The sequence below is a fragment of the Bacillus sp. BS98 genome (assembly GCF_008432245.1).
Taxonomy (GTDB): Bacteria; Bacillota; Bacilli; order Bacillales; family Bacillaceae_G; genus Bacillus_A; species Bacillus_A toyonensis.
The window spans coordinates 3,273,904-3,292,973 of the sequence record NZ_CP043830.1 but is presented as its reverse complement, the minus strand read 5'-3'; the positions used below and the strand labels follow the sequence as shown (position 1 = coordinate 3,292,973).

17 protein-coding genes and 1 pseudogene are annotated in these 19,070 nt (G+C 33.2%); 10 read left to right on the top strand and 8 right to left on the bottom strand.

The features are described from left to right. Positions 1-124 precede the first annotated feature (124 nt). A complete protein-coding gene (locus F0362_RS17065; protein ID WP_000275803.1) occupies positions 125-724 on the top strand; it encodes an FMN-binding negative transcriptional regulator in 600 nt (199 codons plus the stop codon). A 73-nt stretch (positions 725-797) separates the two neighbouring features. Here the strand turns inward: F0362_RS17065 and F0362_RS17060 are convergent, their stop codons facing one another. From F0362_RS17060 to F0362_RS17040, 5 genes are all read right to left on the bottom strand, one after another. After that, positions 798-986 carry a Phr family secreted Rap phosphatase inhibitor gene (locus tag F0362_RS17060; protein ID WP_000592018.1) on the bottom strand — a complete coding sequence of 63 codons (189 nt, stop codon included), beginning with the start codon at positions 984-986 and terminating at the stop codon, positions 798-800. Then, entirely contained in the window at positions 983-2,077 is a 1,095-nt protein-coding gene (locus F0362_RS17055; protein ID WP_001102702.1) for a response regulator aspartate phosphatase, read from the bottom strand. The genes F0362_RS17060 and F0362_RS17055 overlap by 4 nt, the downstream gene beginning before the upstream one ends. A gap of 255 nt (positions 2,078-2,332) precedes the next feature. Then, a complete protein-coding gene (locus F0362_RS17050; RefSeq protein WP_000164898.1) occupies positions 2,333-3,799 on the bottom strand; it encodes a protein adenylyltransferase SelO in 1,467 nt (488 codons plus the stop codon). A gap of 178 nt (positions 3,800-3,977) precedes the next feature. Beyond that, complete coding sequence (locus F0362_RS17045) at positions 3,978-4,976, bottom strand: NADP-dependent oxidoreductase (protein ID WP_001202456.1); 999 nt, start codon at positions 4,974-4,976, stop codon at positions 3,978-3,980. Between the two features lie 31 nt (positions 4,977-5,007). Next, the gene (locus tag F0362_RS17040; RefSeq protein WP_000571879.1) at positions 5,008-5,352 is read right to left on the bottom strand and encodes an ArsR/SmtB family transcription factor; all 345 of its coding nucleotides are present in this window, start codon (positions 5,350-5,352) and stop codon (positions 5,008-5,010) included. A gap of 510 nt (positions 5,353-5,862) precedes the next feature. On the opposite strand from F0362_RS17040, the gene F0362_RS17035 reads away from it, so the two are divergent. Further along, complete coding sequence (locus F0362_RS17035) at positions 5,863-7,476, top strand: FAD-dependent oxidoreductase (RefSeq protein ID WP_000804118.1); 1,614 nt, start codon at positions 5,863-5,865, stop codon at positions 7,474-7,476. A gap of 574 nt (positions 7,477-8,050) precedes the next feature. After that, positions 8,051-8,995, top strand: coding sequence for a glycerophosphodiester phosphodiesterase (locus tag F0362_RS17030; RefSeq protein ID WP_001226355.1), 945 nt, complete (start codon positions 8,051-8,053; stop codon positions 8,993-8,995). A gap of 106 nt (positions 8,996-9,101) precedes the next feature. On the opposite strand, the pseudogene F0362_RS17025 reads toward F0362_RS17030, so the two are convergent. Then, a pseudogene (locus tag F0362_RS17025) lies at positions 9,102-9,612 on the bottom strand (DUF3916 domain-containing protein). Next, positions 9,605-10,456: a LysR family transcriptional regulator gene (locus tag F0362_RS17020; RefSeq protein ID WP_000351717.1), complete on the bottom strand. Its 852-nt coding sequence runs from the start codon at positions 10,454-10,456 to the stop codon at positions 9,605-9,607. The pseudogene F0362_RS17025 and the gene F0362_RS17020 overlap by 8 nt, the downstream one beginning before the upstream one ends. An 86-nt stretch (positions 10,457-10,542) precedes the next feature. On the opposite strand from F0362_RS17020, the gene F0362_RS17015 reads away from it, so the two are divergent. Next, positions 10,543-11,775 (top strand): MFS transporter, encoded by a 1,233-nt coding sequence (locus F0362_RS17015; protein ID WP_002039244.1) that lies wholly within the window; start codon positions 10,543-10,545, stop codon positions 11,773-11,775. Positions 11,776-11,887: 112 nt separating this feature from the next. Here the strand turns inward: F0362_RS17015 and F0362_RS17010 are convergent, their stop codons facing one another. Further along, on the bottom strand, positions 11,888-12,118 hold the full coding sequence (locus F0362_RS17010) for a hypothetical protein (RefSeq protein ID WP_000798811.1): 231 nt from the start codon (positions 12,116-12,118) through the stop codon (positions 11,888-11,890). Between the two features lie 257 nt (positions 12,119-12,375). Between F0362_RS17010 and F0362_RS17005 the strand changes: the two genes are divergently transcribed. The 6 genes from F0362_RS17005 (at position 12,376) to F0362_RS16975 (ending at position 18,970) form a co-directional block, all read left to right on the top strand. Next, positions 12,376-13,503 carry a serine hydrolase domain-containing protein gene (locus F0362_RS17005; RefSeq protein WP_149889905.1) on the top strand — a complete coding sequence of 376 codons (1,128 nt, stop codon included), beginning with the start codon at positions 12,376-12,378 and terminating at the stop codon, positions 13,501-13,503. Between the two features lie 300 nt (positions 13,504-13,803). After that, positions 13,804-14,961, top strand: coding sequence for an agmatine deiminase family protein (locus tag F0362_RS17000; protein ID WP_000758193.1), 1,158 nt, complete (start codon positions 13,804-13,806; stop codon positions 14,959-14,961). A 322-nt stretch (positions 14,962-15,283) separates the two neighbouring features. Further along, a complete protein-coding gene (gene psiE / locus F0362_RS16995; protein ID WP_000916784.1) occupies positions 15,284-15,700 on the top strand; it encodes a phosphate-starvation-inducible protein PsiE in 417 nt (138 codons plus the stop codon). A gap of 182 nt (positions 15,701-15,882) precedes the next feature. Next, the gene (locus F0362_RS16990) at positions 15,883-16,815 is read left to right on the top strand and encodes a bestrophin family protein (RefSeq protein ID WP_000233830.1); all 933 of its coding nucleotides are present in this window, start codon (positions 15,883-15,885) and stop codon (positions 16,813-16,815) included. 253 nt (positions 16,816-17,068) lie between these two features. Then, positions 17,069-18,046: an agmatine deiminase family protein gene (locus F0362_RS16980; RefSeq protein ID WP_149889904.1), complete on the top strand. Its 978-nt coding sequence runs from the start codon at positions 17,069-17,071 to the stop codon at positions 18,044-18,046. Positions 18,047-18,148: 102 nt separating this feature from the next. Then, positions 18,149-18,970 (top strand): MerR family transcriptional regulator, encoded by an 822-nt coding sequence (locus tag F0362_RS16975; RefSeq protein WP_000288097.1) that lies wholly within the window; start codon positions 18,149-18,151, stop codon positions 18,968-18,970. Positions 18,971-19,070 lie beyond the last annotated feature (100 nt).

Here is a 19,070-nt window from a genome sequence, read left to right as displayed (position 1 = left end):
GCGACCTATTCTTATTAAATTGAATGCTGCCACTATAAAATAATGACAAACTGGCCCTGTTGATTGATGCGATTACTAAATATAATAGGAAAGAAAATAGAAAAGAGCGGAAAAGAGGGAGCTAATGTACATACCAAAATATTTTGCAATACAAGATGAAGAGATGAAGTACGAAACAATTGAACAAAATAGCTTTGCGACATTATTTTCTCAACATAACGGGGAACCATATGCAACGCATTTACCGTTGGTGCTAAATAGGGAAACGCTCACGTTATATGGTCACTTCGCACGTCCGAATGCACAGTGGAAAGATAGTGAGAATCAGCAAGTATTAGCTATATTTCAAGGGCCGCATAGTTACATCTCTCCGTCATGGTATGAAACAAACAAAGCTGTACCAACATGGAACTATGTTGCAGTACATGTATATGGAGAGTTAGAAGTTGTTGAAGATAAACAGGAATTATTAAATTCTCTTCAAGACTTAGTACATAAATATGAAGATCCACAGAGCACCTACTCACTTGATGATGTAGACCCGGATTATATGGCAGGGTTAAGTAAGGGGATAGTTGGGTTTAAAATAAAGATAAATAAAATAGAAGGAAAAGCGAAGTTAAGTCAAAATCATTCTATAGAGAGACGGAATTTAGTTGTGGAGAAACTTGAGAAAGTTGGTAGTGAGGGGAGTAAGAGGATTGCGGAGTTGATGAGAAAATAAAACCTGCATGAAAGGGAAATATTCTAAATAAGCGTATTTAAAAAGACCTTCTTAATTGAAGGTCTTTCATTTTTTAAAGTGCTTTTTCAGTTGTTGTTGAGTTGTAGTCTGTACTTACGCCAACGGATTGAACAAGGTCAGGTCTTTGTGGTGCAGGAAGATCAGCATGACCCGCTTGGTATGTAAATGAACTATGAATACCAGTAGCCAAAATACCGAAAACAGATAGTCCTAAAAAAACAGAGCTAATTTTTTTTATCATTTCAATGCCCCTTTCTCAAACGTTTTTTCTTTTGCTTGTAACGCTTTATGAAAATATTCACTTGCCTTAATGTGGTTATTTTCACTATAAAATTTAACAGCTAATTTTTCTGAGTATTCTTGAGTGTAGTTATATAATAATTCTTTGTCGAAAAACGTAATTCCTTTAAGAATAATTGTTTCTAATTCTTCAGAACCAACATTATTATTTAGTTCGTTTAGAATTTTAAAATGATATATATATTCTTCATTATTTAATTCCGTACAAATTTTTAACCCTTTTTGGATTAATCCTTCAGCGATAATTGTTTCATCTAGTTTAGAGTGTTCTCTTGCTTGCAAGAAGAGAGCTTTGAAATGTGTAGGCTTCTTTTCAGTTACTTCTGATAGGTGACGGATTGCGAGTGTGGAGAGGTTTTGACTCGCATATAACCAACCCAAATTATTACGTACACTTAAAATTAATTCTTTTTCATTAGATTTTTGTAAAAGGTGTATTGCTGAATTATATTGTTCTTCCGCTTGTTCATATTGTTTTAAATATACAAATGAGGCACCTAATGTATTTTTACATAATCCAACTTTAACTTCGTAGCCAGTTTGTTTATCGAAAATCTCTTTAGCTTTAGTTGCATATTCAATGGATTCAATTGGTTGGTAAAAGTGATAATGGAAAATCGCCATTCGATAATAAAATTCAGCATGCTCTAGATTATCAGTGTTATTTACTAATAATAACTTAGCCTGTTCATAATGTTCGCTAGCTATGTTATAGTCTGTGGTTAAAGTTGCATAAATGCCTTTAAAGAAGTGATAGTAGTAAGACAGTGGATGATTGGATGAGATTACGTAAGAATCTATTTTATCAAAGCTATCTTTTGAAATACTTAAACTATCTGTCAAAACTTTATGTCGAAACTCTAGTAAGGAATGATATAATGCTAAATTTTCATCTTCCTCGAAGTTTAGTTCCTTTTCCTCAATTTCATGCTTTAAGTTTGTCGCTTGGGATACATCTTGTTTTAGCATAGCAAAATACCAGTCATTAAATAATTTTGTAATTTGTTCATTACCTTGTAGTTGAACGTTCATGAAATCCCCTCACTTTTTGAATATTCTTATAAAATATAGTATCAAAAATAAAAATATTTAGAAATGATGTTTTATATTTCTCAATATTTGTTTAACAAGCTTACGAGTAAGTCTATTGGAATAGTGTAGAATTTGTTTTGGATTAAAGAAATGGCATCGGGGGATGTGCATTTTAAAGTTTTAGTTGAGTGGGGGGATATAAAAAGGGTGCGTTCACACAATTGGTATGAACACACCTTGTTACATATTAAACAATCAAGTCCCACAAAAAGTACGATAAGGACGATTCGTCGGCGCAGGTGGAACGCAGTATTCTTCTTGCTCTGCAGAATAAGCATAAGGATTTGATAAAGCTTCAAGAAGTTTCTCCATTACGCTATAATCTCCATCTGTAACAGCTGCTTCTAATGCTTCTTCCACACGGTGGTTCCTTGGGATGATCGACGGGTTATTATTTTTCATCATCTCATAGGCGTTCTCTTTTGATTCTTCTTGTTTTTCTAATCGAGATTGCCACAGTTTGTACCATTCTTTAAATGCAGGACTTTCAAATAGAGCTGTATTTTCGATAGTATCAAGAGTTAAAGAACGGAAGGTATTTGTATAATCCGCTTTATATTTCTCCATCATTTTTAAAAGTTGCTCAATAAGTGATTGATCTTGTTCCTCGTTGCTAAATAGTCCTAATTTCTTTTTCATTCCAAGGAACCAATTGTTTTCATACTGTACGCTAAATTTTGAAATTTCGTCTTGTGCAATCTTTAATGCTGCTTCTTCATCTTCATGTAGGATAGGTATTAAAGATTCAGCTAAACGAGCGAGATCCCAAGCAGCCATATATGGTTGGTTTCCATATGCATAACGGCCTTGTGTGTCAATAGAGCTAAATACGGTTCCTTGGTCGTAATTGTCCATAAATGCACAAGGACCGTAATCAATCGTTTCCCCACTAATCGTTATATTGTCAGTGTTCATTACACCATGGATAAATCCAACAAGTTGCCATTTAGCGATAAGACTTGCTTGTCTTTTAATGACTTCTTGTAGTAATGCAGTATATGGATTTTTATGAGATTCAATTTCTGGATAATGCCTTTTGATCGTATAGTCAGCTAGTGATTGAAGATCCTCGGTAGAACCACGAGCGGCAGCATATTGAAATGTGCCAACACGTATATGGCTACTAGCAACCCTAGTTAAAATTGCTCCGGGTAACTTTGTTTCACGATATGTTGGTTCGCCAGTTGAGACAACTGCTAAACTTCGAGTAGTCGGAATATCAAGTGCATACATTGCTTCGCTAATAATATACTCACGTAGCATCGGACCGAGTGCAGCACGACCATCACCGCGGCGTGAATACGGAGTAGGGCCAGAACCTTTCAGTTGAATGTCAAAACGTTTACCGGAAGGAGTAATTTGTTCGCCAATTAAAAGGGCACGGCCGTCGCCTAACATATTAAAATGTCCGAATTGATGACCGGCATACGCTTGAGCTAATGGATGAGCTCCTTCAGGGAATGCATTACCAGCGAAAATAGCAATTTCAACTTCTTTTTTCAATTCTTCAGGATTAAAGCCGAGAGATATTGCTAGTGAATGATTTAGTTTAACTAGCTCCGGTGAACTTACGGGAGTAGGGGGGATTTCTGTATAGAATGATTGTGGTAAAGTCGTATAACTATTATCTAAATTCCAACCAGCTTCATTATTTTTAGTCATTTTATCTCCTCTTCTTTTGTAATTAGGATATGTATTTGTACGTATGTATTCTTTGTAAAGTTAACTAAAAGTATAATATAATATTTCCCCTTGCAATCTATTGTAAGGACTTCATTGCACAATGTCTATTTAACAGCAAATTTAAAACCTCCATTTTAAGAAAATGGAGGTTTTATTATTATTTCATTTTTACAATTATTTTTCCTTTTGCTCTTCCAGACTCTGAATATTCCATTGCTTTTTGAGCATCTTCAAAAGGGAAAACTCGATCGATTACAGGTTTGATTTGTCCAGCTTTAATATAGTTTGCAATAGTACGTAATTGATCCCCGCTTGGCTTCATAAATAAAAATGAATATTGAGCATTATGCTTTTTTTCAAGTGCGGTAAGTTTTTTGCTGGCTAATGAAAATAAGAGAGTTTTAAAGAATCCTGAACCAAATTCTTTACCGAAGCGAGCATTCGGCATGCCTGAAACGGAAACAATGTTTCCTCCGCTTTTTATAATATTGAATGATTTTTCAAGTGTTGCACCGCCGATTGTATCAAATACCGCATCATAATTTTTTAGTATATCTTCAAATTTCTCTGTTTTATAATTAATAATTTCATCTGCGCCAAGAGACGTTACTAAATTTACACCAGCTTCACTAGCAGTCGTTGTAACAGTGGCACCCATTATTTTTGCTAACTGAATAGCAAAAGTACCAACACCACCGGATCCAGCGTGAATTAAAATCTTTTGTCCTTTTTGTAATTGTATGATGTCATGTAATGCTTGATATGATGTTAAGCCAACGAGTGGAATCGAAGCAGCTTCCTCAAAACTTAAATTATTAGGTTTTAAAGCTATATCATTTTCATGAATGGCTATATACTCCGCGAAAGTACCAATCTTATTTTTTCTTGGGCGTGCATATATTTCATCACCGACTTTAAAGTTAGTCACTTTTGCCCCAACCTTTACGATGACACCGGAAAAGTCATTACCAAGTATTAGGGGCATTTCATATTTCAGTAACATTTTTACTTTTCCGTCGCGTATTTTAAAATCAATTGGATTAATGCTAGCTGCATGAATTTCTGCGAGCACTTCATACTCATTTATTTTAGGAGTAGGTACCTCTGTCATACGCATTGGGACTTTTCCATATCTATCAATTATCATTGCTCTCATTTCTTATACCTCCAAATACCGTATCTTTATTTCAATAAAAGTTGTGCAATAGCTTTTCAATATCTAACACAAGATTTTTTAATAAACCTAATTTTGTACGTATATCAATATAATAAAAGTTTTTTGTGCCTTCTTTTCGCATTAAAATAATACCAGCTTCTCGTAAAATCTTAAGGTGATGTGATACTGCTGGGCGGGAAAGGTGTGTTTGCTTCGTAATTTCTCCTACACGTAATCCGGTTTGACATTCCGTTTCCATGAGAACTAACAAAATAGCTTGCCTTGTTTCATCGCCAATTGCTAATAATACTTTTTGAGAGTCAATAAAATCTTTTTTTATAACATTTAATTGTTCTTGTTTATTCATTTCAATCACTTTGCCTCCAATAAATTAGTCGAAAGGTTTAAGATGATGAACCATTGCATCGATACGGTAATGCTACATGATTGTTGTATGAGCTGCAATATTGGGAAAGAAAATCGAGACGAATGAATTTTTTATTGTTGAAAATTATAGAGGGATAGAAAAGGGATTGGAAGGACTACATAACTCAATAGATGAAGTTTTAAAAATGAAAAATGATTTAACAATAAAATAAGCAATCATAACCTTATATAATCCATAAGGTTATGATCGCTTATAATTTTTGTATTATTTCTGATTTCTATGATAGAACATGGCTCAACGTAAAGTAAGTTCTTTTGTTTTACTCTTTCATACACACACAATTCAGGTGGATTATAGATGTATGAAAAGGTAAAAGGGATTTTGGGGCGTAATCTATCTATATGATAATTCAAAATGAAATATAAGTCTATATTTTAATGGTTTTTTTAATTATATTTATGATACTGAGCTCAGAACAATGATGTGGAGGATAAATATATGAAACCAAATTATGTACCAGTTTTAATTGTTGGAGGGGGATTATCAGGATTAGCGTCTGCGTTATTTCTTGCAAAACATAATATTAGGTACTTACTTATTGAAAGACATCCGTCTACTGCAATTCATCCGAAAGCAGGCGGGCTTACTTTACGTACAATGGAGTTATTTCGAGAATTAGGTTTAGAAAATAGAATTAAATTGGCGGGGAAAGCACTAGAAAATTGCCGAGGAAGAATAGCGGTCCGTACAATAGCTGAGGCGAATAAGGAAGAATTGGAAAAAATGAGAGCCACTCAGTATGGAAACGATGAAAAGTTACTTCAAAAAATAGAAGAGATTAGCGCATCAAAACAAACTGCTTGTTATCAAATTATTTTAGAAGAAATGATGTTACAAGAAGCGAAGACATTAGGCGGAGAACTATCTTTTTATCATGAATTAATTTTATTTGAACAAAATGAGAACGGGGTAAAAGCAACGATTCGAGATCGTGAAACAGAAAAAGAGAGTGTCATACATTGTGATTATGTAATTGCAGCAGATGGGGCGAAAAGTAAAATGCGTGAGCAGTTAGGGATTAAAACTGAGGGTCGTGGAACCATTGGTGGCTATTATATGAATATTTATTTTGAAGCTGATTTAAGTGAGTTTATACAAGGAGACGCATTCGGTTTTTCTATGGTACTTCATCCGGAGGTTCTTGGTGCACTCATCCCGGTTGATAACGTAAAAAAATGGATTTATCATGTAGCCTACGATCCATTAAAAGGAGAGGGGCCAGAGGATTTCAATATAGAACGTTGTAAACAAATTATTCAAACAGCAATTGGAAGTACAAATGTTGAATCAGAAATATTAAGTGTTCTACCGTGGGAAGCGAGTGAAAGTACAGCAATAAAATTTCAAGATAATCGCATTTTTTTAGTTGGTGATTCTGCACATATTATGCCGCCAACAGGAGGATTTGGTTCAAATACGGGAATACAAGATGCGCATAATTTAGCCTGGAAGTTAGCTGCTGTTATAAAAGGGAAAGCAAAACCGAAATTGTTAGAAACATACCATGATGAGAGATACCCTGTTGCAAAATTAACGACGGATTATGCGAGTAGTTTATTATTTCGTGCTGCGAATAGAGAGGAAGGCAGTTTGAATAATATGGATGGTTTAGCTGTAACTGTTGGGTATCAGTATTGTTCAGAGGCGATTATAGATGACTCCAACACTCCGCATAGAATGGATGTAGTAGAGTTGAACGGAAGACCTGGCACGCGAGCACCACATTTTTTTGGGGTGTATGAAGGGAAAGAAGCTTCTATACTAGACTTATTCGGTAACAATTTTGTATTACTTACAGGAATAGAAAATTGTTCTTGGGATGAAGCTGCACATGATGCTTCATCTAAATTAGGAATAAATATAAAAGTGTATCGAGTTGGTCTAAGTGGAGACTTTATTGCTCAAGAAGATGTTTTTAGCAAATTATATGGGATAGAGAATGGAGGTGCTGTATTGATTAGACCTGATGGCTTTATAGGGTGGCGTTCAGGGAAAGAGGTTATATCTCCAATAAACACAGTACTTGAAGAGGTTATGAACAATTTATTATGAAATTTTCAAATAAATAAGGAAGTGTGGTTGTATATAAATTATCCACTTTTTAACTAAGAATTGTAAAAAATGAAAGTTGTTATAAAAGATAATAATATTATGTAAATAAAATAGTTGATAAAAACAAAAAGACATTATAGCTAATCATTGTCCATAAAAGTCTGATCAGTGTGGACTAATACTCAATGGAGGATGCATAAAACTTGGTTGATTGAAGTTTTACTTTATTAAAAAATCATATTCACAAAATTTAATAGGTTTGGTATGATTAATTTCGACAAGTTAATAGAGGCCGGAGATATTTGAGAAAAGCCATAAATTTATTTAGGGATACAGGAGTGTCCTCTAAATAAATTATGGCTTTTTTTATTGAATGAACCGTACACAATAGGGAGTTACATGTGAAAAGGAGGCTATAGGAATGAAATAGTTTTCTTTATTAATAACATAGAGAAAATATATTTGTAAGATTGGAATTTTAATATAGGCTTATAAAAATAATGAAAGTATGTCTTCTATTTCGTGTAAATCTCATTAGCTTGTTGAAATTTGCAACGTAGGAAGGGTTAGAAGGATGAGAAAAATTATTAGCGTTTTAGTTATTTTCTTTATGACGGGAAGTATCTTTGCTGGGGGAGCTGTTCATGCGAAATCAGAAGGGAAGCATGAATGGAATACGAATAAGTTTTTAAATATTGCACATCGCGGAGCAAGTGGACATGCACCTGAGCATACTTTTACTTCTTATGATCTTGTGAAAAAAATGAAAGCGGATTATTTGGAGTTAGATATTCAATTAACAAAGGATGGCCAATTAATTGCAATGCATGATACAGCAGTTGATCGAACTACAAATGGTACAGGTGAAGTACGAGATAAAACGTTAAGTGAAATAAAGAGTTTAGATGCAGGGTCATGGTTCAATAAAGCTTATCCAGAAAAGGCTAAGCAAGAGTATATTGGTCAAAAAGTTCCGACTCTTGAAGAAATCTTTCAGAAGTACGGAAGAAGTATGAAGTATTATATTGAAACAAAATCGCCAGATGTGTATCCAGGAATGGAAGAGAAATTATTAGCGTTATTAAAAAAATATAATTTAATAGGTCAGAACATGTCTTCTAGTCGTGTTATGATTCAATCATTTAGTAAAGATAGCTTAAAAAAGATTCATAGTATGAATGAAAATATTCCGTTAGTCCAACTACTTTGGTATTATCCAAATGATAACAACGAGATTGTTGAATGGTCTGGCATTACACATGAGCCGAAAAGTGTAACGCATGATGATTTTCAAGAAATTAAAAAGTATGCAGTCGGTATTGGGCCAAACTTACGTAATGATAATGGAGAGTTAATTATTGATGAGTCATATATGAAAAAGGCTAGGGAAAATCACCTGCTTATTCATCCGTATACAATTAATGAGAAACCAGATATGAGATTGTTAATTAAATGGGGTGCTACAGGAATGTTTACAAATTATCCGGATCGGTTACATAGTGTTTTAAAAGGAAAATAAATAGGGAAAAAGGTATACCAATATTTTAGGTATACCTTTTTCTATGATGTAAAATGAGTGGTTACTGTTTCAGGGTAGATTCAAATAATAGAGTTCAGTGCATTCTTCACGCTAATTCTCCAATAAACCAAATCTCTTTTTTAGAGCATTCATCTTCGTCATGAATGATTTCTTGAAAGTGCAATGTTTTGACGGTATGCCAAATTTTAATTCCCCATTTTTCCAAAAAAACAGATTCATTTGAAAGCGGAATCCATTTTTGTAATTCACTATTTCTATGGAAAAAAGTATGAAAGTAGTCATCGTTTTTAAATATGATAATTTGAGAGCGCCATAAATCTGCAATGGAAATCATAACTACAACTCGATATGTATTTGTGTCGTTCGGTTTCATTTTCAATAATTGGTTTGCTTGATTTAATAAAGTTTGAATACACAATCTCTTTACTTTCCTAGGTGTTTTTTTGAGAGTTAATAAAAGCTTGTGAAACAGGTAAAGGCATATACCAATATTCATCATGATAGAAAGTAGAAGGGAATGTATTCGTATATTCCTCAATTCGTTTTATCATAGTGTTTGTTTTTCGTTTCATACCACGTATTTTCTTTTCACGCATTGTGGGTCATCTCCATAAATTTTTGTAATGCAGCTGAGTGAAAAATATCTTTTCTAGTAATAAAAGTAGTAGGGATTTTTTTGAAGCTATTTGGTAAAGGGTTGAATGATACGTCATGTTTATGACCATTTAAAATAGATTTCATCATAATTGCTATGCCCATACCTGATTTTACACATGCGAGTATCGCTTCAATCGTTCCAAACTCTAAAACTCGTTTAGGTGAAATTCCTTCTTCTTGAAGCCAGTCTTCTAATAACCTTCTATAATAGCACCCGTGACTAAAGGTAAGTAAATTCATGTCTCCTATGTCTTGGAAAGAGGATAAAGGATTTTTGCTAATGAGAACTAATTCTTCTTCACGAAATACATTTGCACGAAGTTCAGCGTGCTGAGTAGTTCCAGCGATAAATGCTCCGTCTAGTTTTCGGTCTAATACGAGATGGGTTAGCTGTTCCGTCGTATTTGTTTCTAAAACTAATTCGACTTGTGGGTAATTCTCATAGTAGTTCGCTAATATGGAAGGAATCCGAACAGCTGTTGTGGATTCTGTACATCCGATTTTTAAAGTGCCTTTTGGTTCGGTTCCATTACTTTGGACCGCTTTAACAGATTGCTCCATTAAGTGGATGATTTGTTTTGCGTATGTTAATAAAATCTCGCCGTTAGAAGTTAAAGTAACACCTTTTCCATTTCGATAAAATAAAGGCACACCTAATTCGTTTTCTAGTTGTTTCATACGCATCGTTACGCCAGATTGCACATAGTTTAAATTTTTTGCTGCATGAGATATATTTCTTTCTTTTGCAACTTCGTAAAAAACAGTTAAATCTTTTATGTCCACGTATCATCCCTCCGAAAAAGGTATCAATTTTTTTGATGGATTATATGATTAATATTTATTTTATATGATATCAAAAATTTCATACAATGGAAGGGGATGGAGGGATCTTAATGCTAATGAAAGAGAATGTGAACAGTACTTATAAGTGGATGATGTTAATTTTTGCGACGATTGCTCAAACGACAGCGACACTTATAACGTATGGTGTCGGAGCTTTCGCTTTATTTTGGAAGGAAGAATACGCACTTACGAATATGGAGAGTGGGTTATTAGTAAGTGTTGTAAATATTGGACCGCTATTTTGCATGCTTTTTGTTGGGAAGCTACTTGATCAATATAATGAAAAGTGGTTAATTACTATCAGTTCATTTTTACTCGGTGGTTCGCTCTTACTGACTAATATAGTAAATGGATTTAAAGGGTTACTCTTTGTCCTTTTGTTAGTAGGAATGTTTTATAGTGTTTCCCAGCCGGGAGGAAGTAAAGTGATACTAAAATGGTTCTCAAAAGAAAATCGTGGGTTAGCAATGGGGATCAGGCAAGCCGGTATACCGATTGGTGGTGTACTAGCGGGAGTATTAATTCCGTTACTTGTAATAAAATATAATTTGTCTTATGCGATACATGTAATAGGAAGCATTTGTATAATAGGTGGTCTTTTATTTTCTATATTTTATCGAGATTCATGTGTTCGGAAGGAAGGGAAAGAAGAACGTATAAAAACCTCTTTTTGGGTGCAGTTAAAATCAGTGATGCATAAAAAAGCGTTGTATCCAATTTATATAACTGGTATTTGCATGATTTCATTACAAATGTTGTTAGTTGGACATTTTATAAATTTTTTAGTAATGGAACAATCAATTACACCTATTTTAGCCGGAAAAGTATTTTCAGTTATGTTCTTTTCTGGAATGATTGGCCGTATTACATTGGCAGCTGTTAGTGATTTGTGTTATAAGGGAAACCGGCGCATCCCTTTATTTATATCGGTCTGTACTTCTATCTGTTTTATTCTTATGTTAGTAATGAATATACATACAATAAGGAGTGAGTTCTTGTATGTTGTAAGTGCATTGTTAGGGTTCTTTTCGATTGGCTGGTTCAGTCTTTTTATAATTGAAGTTGCAGAAACGGCAAGTGAAGAATCTGTAGGGATGACAGTGAGTTTTGCTCTTACATTAAATCAAATTGCTATTATTGTTGCACCTGTCTTATTTGGGTATATTGTAGATCAGAAAGGGTATACGTATGCGTGGTTGTGTATAGTTGTATTACTAAGTATTTCAGTACTCAGCTTATATAGGGAGAATAAAAAATAAAGGAAAGTTAGCAATGTGAATTTTTGGTGAAGAAAATATAAAGAAATGCCATATGAGCGACATTTCTTATTGAATATGCTGTATAATCAAAAAAAGAAAATGAGATTCGTTTTCAATTACGTTCATTTCCTCTTTTGAAATTACCTGTAATTTTAGCCATAATCAGTTGTTGTTCTTTATCGTTATTTGCATGATTTATTTTGTTTAAAAATTTTTCAGCGTCATTTCCTTTTAAAATCATAATTTGTTTTCCGTAATATTCAATGAAAACTATATTGTTCTTTGTTATCCGATAATGAAACATTCTATCATCTAAACGATTGCGTCTATCGGTATTTTTCATATTACATCTCCATTCTGTATGATGTGTAATAAATGTTACATAAGAAATTGAAATTATAGTCAGGCGCATCCGATTGTATGCTGGATATTTTTTAAGAAAGAAATACAATAGAGAGTAGTTGAAAGTTGAATGTGATAAAAAGGAATCTAATTTAAATAAAGAGAATAGCAAGTAATATTATAAAATATCTGAAAATTAAAAGATATAGAATAGAATGGATGCACGTTAAGTGAAACTAGAAAAAGAGGGTTCCTATTATGTTAAAGAAATGGTTAATCGTTTTCTTTATTTTTGCTGTTTTTTGTGGGAGTGTCGTTGCACTAATACATGCAAAGAAAGATAAAAAATATGATATAAAGGCATTTTCGAATATAATTGATAAGCAAAAGGACGAGCAGCAAGAAGTTAGTATAAACGAGAAAAAACGCTATGAAAGTGCAGCGGGAAAACTAAATCAATATTTAAAAGATAAAGGGTTTAATGGGAGTGTTCTAGTAGCTAGCAAAGGTCATGTGATTTTACGAAAAGGTTACGGCTATGCGAATGTGAAAGATAAAATGTTAACAACGCCAAGAACGAAGTATCGTATCGGTTCCATTACGAAAACAGTCGTTGCGATATCTATTATGCAACTAAGAGAAAAAGGGAAATTAAATATTGAAGACAATGTCAATAAGTATATTCCATCGTTTCCGGCAGATAAAAACATTACGTTACGAAATTTGTTAACACATACGTCCGGGTTACCAGAACAGGGGCAAGGGAGTGTTGATGCAGCGTCACGTTTAAAGTTAGTAACGTGGATTGGTGCGCAAACGTTACAATTTCCTGCAGGGACAGGATGGAAATATACAGATTATAATTATATGGTGTTAGCGTATATTGTCGAAAAGATTACGAATAAACCGCTTGCTGAATATGTGAAAGAAAATATTTTTAATCCTGTTGGAATGCATGAATCTGGAATGGGGGCAACTCTACCGGAAGATATTTTCTTAGCAGAAGGTTATACGAAAAAAGATAATGAATTAATAGATGCGCCTCGCTTAAAAATGAACTGGCTATATGGTTGTGGTGAAATGTATACGACTGTTGAAGATATGAAAAAATTAGATGAGGCTATTATGGATGGGAAATTGCTTTCTAAGCAAGGCTTATCTGATATGTTTACTGTATCACCTGCAAGAAAATATGGATTTAGTTTCTATATTTACCCAGACTATTATCATAATCATGGGGTATTAGCTGGTTGGAACCCATTTAATAATTTTAACTGGGATAAACGAACGTTTGTTATATTATTCTCTAACGTACAGAATGGTATGAATGATACGTTTAATCAAGAGTTTAGAAAAATGGCGAATGATTTAATAGAAGAAAAATAAATGTTTAAAAATCGGTATTGATATGAAATGATCAATACCGATTTTTTTATTTAATAATGTTTTATTTAGTGAACAAGCAAGTATGAGAAGGGAGTAAGATTAGAATAAATTTATGAAGGAAGTTAAAAAATAGTAATGTTAAATAGAGGGGGTTACTTTGTGAATGCCCTCTATTTTTATTGGAATTTTACGATTATCACGTGGGAGAATAATTGGTAATTTTTACATCGATGAAAAATCTTGAGCTTCACACTATGTGAAGCTTTACATTATTGAAGACAAGAACAGGAGGGGCAGAAAATGAAAAAAGTAGTGAAGTTTTGTTTGATAGCTACATTAGCTACAACGATTATAAGTGGATGTTCTTATGAAGGTGGAAATGAAAATGCAAAAGGGAAAGAGAATGAGAAGGTAGAGGTACAGAAAAAGATTGGAAAATACACGATGCCGGATGAAACAGATAAACATGAAGGTACATGGCTACAATGGCCACATGAATACACATATGGTCAAGAGTATCAAAAAGAAGTTGAACCTATTTGGGTTAAGATGGCAAGTGCTTTAACTACGGGTGAAAAAGTCCACATTGTTGCATATGACCAGGAAGAAAAAGAGAGAATCAATAAGCTTTTAACAGATGAAGGGCTAAATATGGAGAAGATTGATTTCATTATAGCACCTACGGATGATGTATGGGCAAGAGATAGTGGACCAATTTTTGTTTATGACAATGATAAAAATCTAAAAATATTAGATCCAGCATTTAATGGTTGGGGGAATAAAACACCTTACAAAAATGATGCTCGTATTCGTGAGAACGTTAGTAAGCAATTAGGGATTGAAAGAATTGATTGGGGGAAATTTGTCCTTGAAGGTGGCGCAATTGAATTAGATAGCAATGGGACTGCTTTATTAACTCGAAGTTCTGTAACGAATAAAAATAGAAATCCTGATTTATCGGAAAAGGAAATTGAAAAATATATAAGTGACCTTGGGGTGTCAAACATTATTTGGTTAGATGGAGTACCTAATTTAGATATTACGGACTTTCATATTGATGGATTTGCTAAATTCCATAATAAATCTACTATTGTAACGATGAAAGAAGACGACCTAGCCGAATGGGGTTTGTCTAACAAAGATATGGATACATTGTTAGATGCAAAAAATGCTTCAGGAAATAAGTATAAGTATGAATACTTACCACTTAGTAAAGACAAGGTTGCTTTAGAAAATGGGAAAACTCTTGATTATAAGGGATCATATATCAATTATTATATTGGGAATAAAGTGGTATTGGTGCCTAATTATAATGATCCAAATGATAAAATCGCAAACGACGCGATTCAGAAGTTATACCCGGATCGTAAAGTAGTAGGTATTGATGTGAGAGAGCTTTATAAAAATGGCGGTATGATTCATTGTGTGACACAACAACAACCAATTCAATTGAAATAGTCGTTTGGAGTTTCGTTATACTGCTGTATAGACAAAATAGATGAAATACTATCTTTACCTATTTTGTCATGCTTTATTATTCGTAAAAATAAAACGTTTTAATATAATGATAATCGGAGTATAGTGTATTGTCGCTTTTCGTTTTATCCCGCTATTTGCGGGTAGTAAGACTCTCACCTTAAAACTCGACTCGAAAAAAGAAGTTAGGTGGGAGTCGGGCTGTCCATAAACGCCCGATTAGTGTGGGCTAATAATCAGTAGGGGGTGAACAACCCCCCTACTGATTAAAGTTTCACTTTATATGGAAAAGGAGAAAATGTTTGTGTTAAAGAACTTAAAAATAGTATTTTCGTTTTTCCCTATCGTTCTACAGTACATTTTAAATGTAGCTTTGATTTGTTTAGGGGTTGTTCTAAGTGTGTTTCTTGTGAAAGAAGTCATTCAATTTATACAAGAACTGAAATTAAATGGTGAGGAATCTAGTTATCATTTGATCGATAGTATCGTCGTATTCTTTTTATATTTTGAATTCATCGTAATGATTATAAAGTATTTTCAAATGAATTTTCATTTTCCATTACGATATTTTATATATATAGGTATAACAGCTATCGTTCGTCTCATTATTATAAATCATGATAGTCCAATAGATATATTGTTATACGCCTGCGCGATTCTTGTATTAATTAGTGCTTTATTCATTGCGAACTCTAAAATAATGCGTCGTGATTTAGAATAGTGAACATTTGTTGTCTAAATTTTAAAAGTGGTATATCTTTTGGCTCAAAAAGGAGTAAGAGTATTGAAAGAAATAATTTTCACCAGTTTCGTAATGATAGGGTTTATGATTCTACTATTTAATTGTATACTTTCGTAATTTTTAAGGATAAAAAGTTAAAAAGGGAAGAGGCTTTTGTAAATATGGTACATTACAATAATCAAAATAGTTTACATCGAATATTTACATTAAAGGGAACAGTTATAAGAGATATTTTCCCACAAATTTTATTATATATGTGCATTTCAACAGTAATCACTGTGATTAATTACTATTATGCAGAAATAAAAATTAATCAAACTCCTTGGGTAATTGTTGGAGGAGCTTTAGGTCTACTGTTAGTTTTTCGTACGAACACTGCCTATGATCGGTACTGGGAAGGTAGAAAGTTATTTGGCACGATTGGTGCTTCTACTAGAAACTTAGCAGTTAGTTTTTTATGTCATTGGGAGTCTGAAGAGAAAAAGACGGATCAGGAAAAGCTAAAATTTTTACATTTATTAATTGCTTTTCCTAAGATAGCGAAAGGGCATTTGAGAGACGATAAAGATCTAACTGAAATAAAAGCATTGCTTAATATTTGTTCCGAGAAGGAAAAGGAAATATTGGCGGAGTCTATTCATTTACCAATTAGTATAGTTTTTATGTTAAAAACTATACTATCAAAAGGTTTAAAAACGGGTCGAATTCATCCAAATGTAATAATTAATATGGAAGCTGATTTGAATAATTTGCTTACGGCTGTGGGTGGATGTGATCGTATTAAAACAACGCCTATCCCATTTGCATATTTTGCTCATATTAAAATTTTACTGCTCATATTTTGCGGGACTTTACCGATCGGGCTTGTTGATAGTCTTGGATGGTTTACAGTACTTGCAACTACGTTTATAAGTTTTGCATTTATAGGGATTGAAGCAATAGGGGTTGAAATTGAAGATCCATTTGGCCAGGACCCAAACGATCTTCCATTAGAAGGGATTTGTATAGGAGTAGAAACACATGTATTAGATTTATGTAATCAAAACGGTTTGCTCGAAGTAATGGATATGAATCTTGATAGAAAAATCAGCTAATCATTCATTGGGTATGATGATTATATTTTTAATGTTGTATGAAAAGCGTTATTTTCAAATCTTGTCAAGAGTTACTTTACGGCTTAACGACAGCTATATATTTTTATATAAATATATAATATTTCTCCGTGCTATAATCCATTCATGAAATGTGCACGTTTCAAAAATTGTAATGAAAAGAGAAATGGATTGGGGAATAGTTGGCTGATTGAAATCAGTTATGTAATCATTATTAAAAAGCGAGGTAAATAAAATGGAACAAAAACATAGTGGCATTATTTTTACTGCAATACCAGACGAATCGAATGAATATTATCAACCATTGTATGAAGACATTATTTACTTTAATGAATACTTAAATGAAAAAAAATCATTTACCGATCAACTTATATCTTTATCTGTTGAAGAGCAAGACTTTCATACAAACTTCTTTGAGTATGATGATATTTGGCTAAGAGATGTTGCGCCAGTTATAACGAATCATCTTGTTAAATTTAAATATTACCCAAACTATTTACCAGAGGATCAAGGGCGATATTTAGATCAACAATTTAATAAATGGTTGAAGAAAAATGAATTTGAGTATGTGAAATCACCATTAATATTGGATGGTGGCAATCTTATTTGGAATAAAAAAGATACTGTTATATTAACAGAACGCATATTTGATGACAACGATGATTGGACGGAAGAGGAAATAATTGAGCAATTAGAGTGGGATTTAGATGTAAGCCGGGTTATTATTATTCCTGCTGAAGAAGGAGATGTACTTGCGCACGCGGACGGAATGGTTAAATTTATTGATGAACACACAATGTTTATTAGTGATTTTCTAGGTGATAATGAATTTAGATATCATGTGCAAGAGATTATTCAAGAGCAAATGCCAGAAGCTGAATTTATCGTTGTTCCTTCGTCATATACAGAGAAAGGGCAATATGATCAAGAAATTGCATCGGCAAAAGGTTTATATATAAATATGTTAGAAACATGTGACGCCCTTTATGTTCCTAAGTTTGGATTAGTAAAAGACGGGGAAGTTTTACGATATATTCAACAGCATACGGAAAAACAAGTCATTCAAATTCATGTAGGAGAAATATCGACTATGGGAGGTGCAATGAATTGTTTAACGTGGTATTGTCCGAGTCATTTATTGCCTTCAAAAATGAAAAGATTGAGCAGTCAGGGTGAAAGTTCTTCAATTAGAAAAATTTTTGATTGGTTTTAATAAGGTGAAACTTTAATTAGAGGAGGTCATCCCCTCTAATTATTAGCCCATACCAATCGGGATGAATAAGTTTATAAGAAAATGTATTCAAGGGGTATTTATATGTATACAATTACTGAATTTTCACGAATTTGTAAAATGAGTACACGGATGCTAAGGCATTATGACAAAGAAGAGATATTAAAACCAGCATATGTGAATCCGGTAAATGGATATAGATATTATGAACAAGGGCAGCTGGAAGTAGCGTTAAAAATTAAAAAGCTGAGGGAGTACAAGTTTCCTTTACCAAAAATTAAAATCATTCTCCAGTCAGCAGATCAAGATTCGTTTGTTGAACATATGCAATCTCAAATTATGGAGTTATCTCATGAAGTGAAACAAAATTTACAGGTTATTTCAGAAATGAATGAAATAGTAAATATGAATAAAGGTCTAAATATTGCTCGCCATAGAAGTTACGATATATTAATTGGAATGAGAAATGAAATAACAGTAATTGCTCAAAAGTTACAAATAGATATAGACGATATGGATGATTATTTTTATGACTTATATGAACAAGTACAAAAAAATAGCTTTCAAATAGTCGGTTCTCCATCTACAGTTTTTTATGATGAAGAGTATATTCCAAATCGCAGCTATATAGAATTAAGAATTCCGATTATGGATGAAGATAATAAAGGTGTATTACAAGAGTGCGACATAAAAAGGTTAAAGCAGCATCAAATTGTTACCACTTTGCATTATGGCAGCTATGACTATATAGGTTATGCTTATATGGCGTTAGAAGAGTGGGTTGAAAGGAATGGCTATATACTAGAGAGTCATCCATATGAAGTCTATATAAAGGGACCAGAATGTGATTGTTTAACAGAAGAGTATGTGACACAAATTTGTTTTTTAGTTACGAAAATAGAATGAGAATAAGGATTGACATTAACATTATGTCAATCCTTATTCTATATACGAAAGCAATTTATCCCGCTATTTTTTGGGAGTCAGGCTGTCCGTAAAAGCCTGA

What these genes read in the sequence shown, in the direction of transcription:
- F0362_RS17060 (WP_000592018.1), bottom strand. Translation starts at nt 986, where the DNA reads ATGATAAAAAAAATTAGCTCTGTTTTTTTAGGACTATCTGTTTTCGGT.
- F0362_RS17005 (WP_149889905.1), top strand. Translation starts at nt 12,376, where the DNA reads ATGTTAAAGAAATGGTTAATCGTTTTCTTTATTTTTGCTGTTTTTTGT.
- F0362_RS17035 (WP_000804118.1), top strand. Translation starts at nt 5,863, where the DNA reads ATGAAACCAAATTATGTACCAGTTTTAATTGTTGGAGGGGGATTATCA.
- F0362_RS16980 (WP_149889904.1), top strand. Translation starts at nt 17,069, where the DNA reads ATGGAACAAAAACATAGTGGCATTATTTTTACTGCAATACCAGACGAA.
- F0362_RS17055 (WP_001102702.1), bottom strand. Translation starts at nt 2,077, where the DNA reads ATGAACGTTCAACTACAAGGTAATGAACAAATTACAAAATTATTTAAT.
- F0362_RS17050 (WP_000164898.1), bottom strand. Translation starts at nt 3,799, where the DNA reads ATGACTAAAAATAATGAAGCTGGTTGGAATTTAGATAATAGTTATACG.
- F0362_RS17000 (WP_000758193.1), top strand. Translation starts at nt 13,804, where the DNA reads ATGAAAAAAGTAGTGAAGTTTTGTTTGATAGCTACATTAGCTACAACG.
- F0362_RS16975 (WP_000288097.1), top strand. Translation starts at nt 18,149, where the DNA reads ATGTATACAATTACTGAATTTTCACGAATTTGTAAAATGAGTACACGG.
- F0362_RS17015 (WP_002039244.1), top strand. Translation starts at nt 10,543, where the DNA reads ATGGAAGGGGATGGAGGGATCTTAATGCTAATGAAAGAGAATGTGAAC.
- F0362_RS16990 (WP_000233830.1), top strand. Translation starts at nt 15,883, where the DNA reads ATGGTACATTACAATAATCAAAATAGTTTACATCGAATATTTACATTA.
- F0362_RS17045 (WP_001202456.1), bottom strand. Translation starts at nt 4,976, where the DNA reads ATGAGAGCAATGATAATTGATAGATATGGAAAAGTCCCAATGCGTATG.
- F0362_RS17010 (WP_000798811.1), bottom strand. Translation starts at nt 12,118, where the DNA reads ATGAAAAATACCGATAGACGCAATCGTTTAGATGATAGAATGTTTCAT.
- F0362_RS17065 (WP_000275803.1), top strand. Translation starts at nt 125, where the DNA reads ATGTACATACCAAAATATTTTGCAATACAAGATGAAGAGATGAAGTAC.
- F0362_RS17030 (WP_001226355.1), top strand. Translation starts at nt 8,051, where the DNA reads ATGAGAAAAATTATTAGCGTTTTAGTTATTTTCTTTATGACGGGAAGT.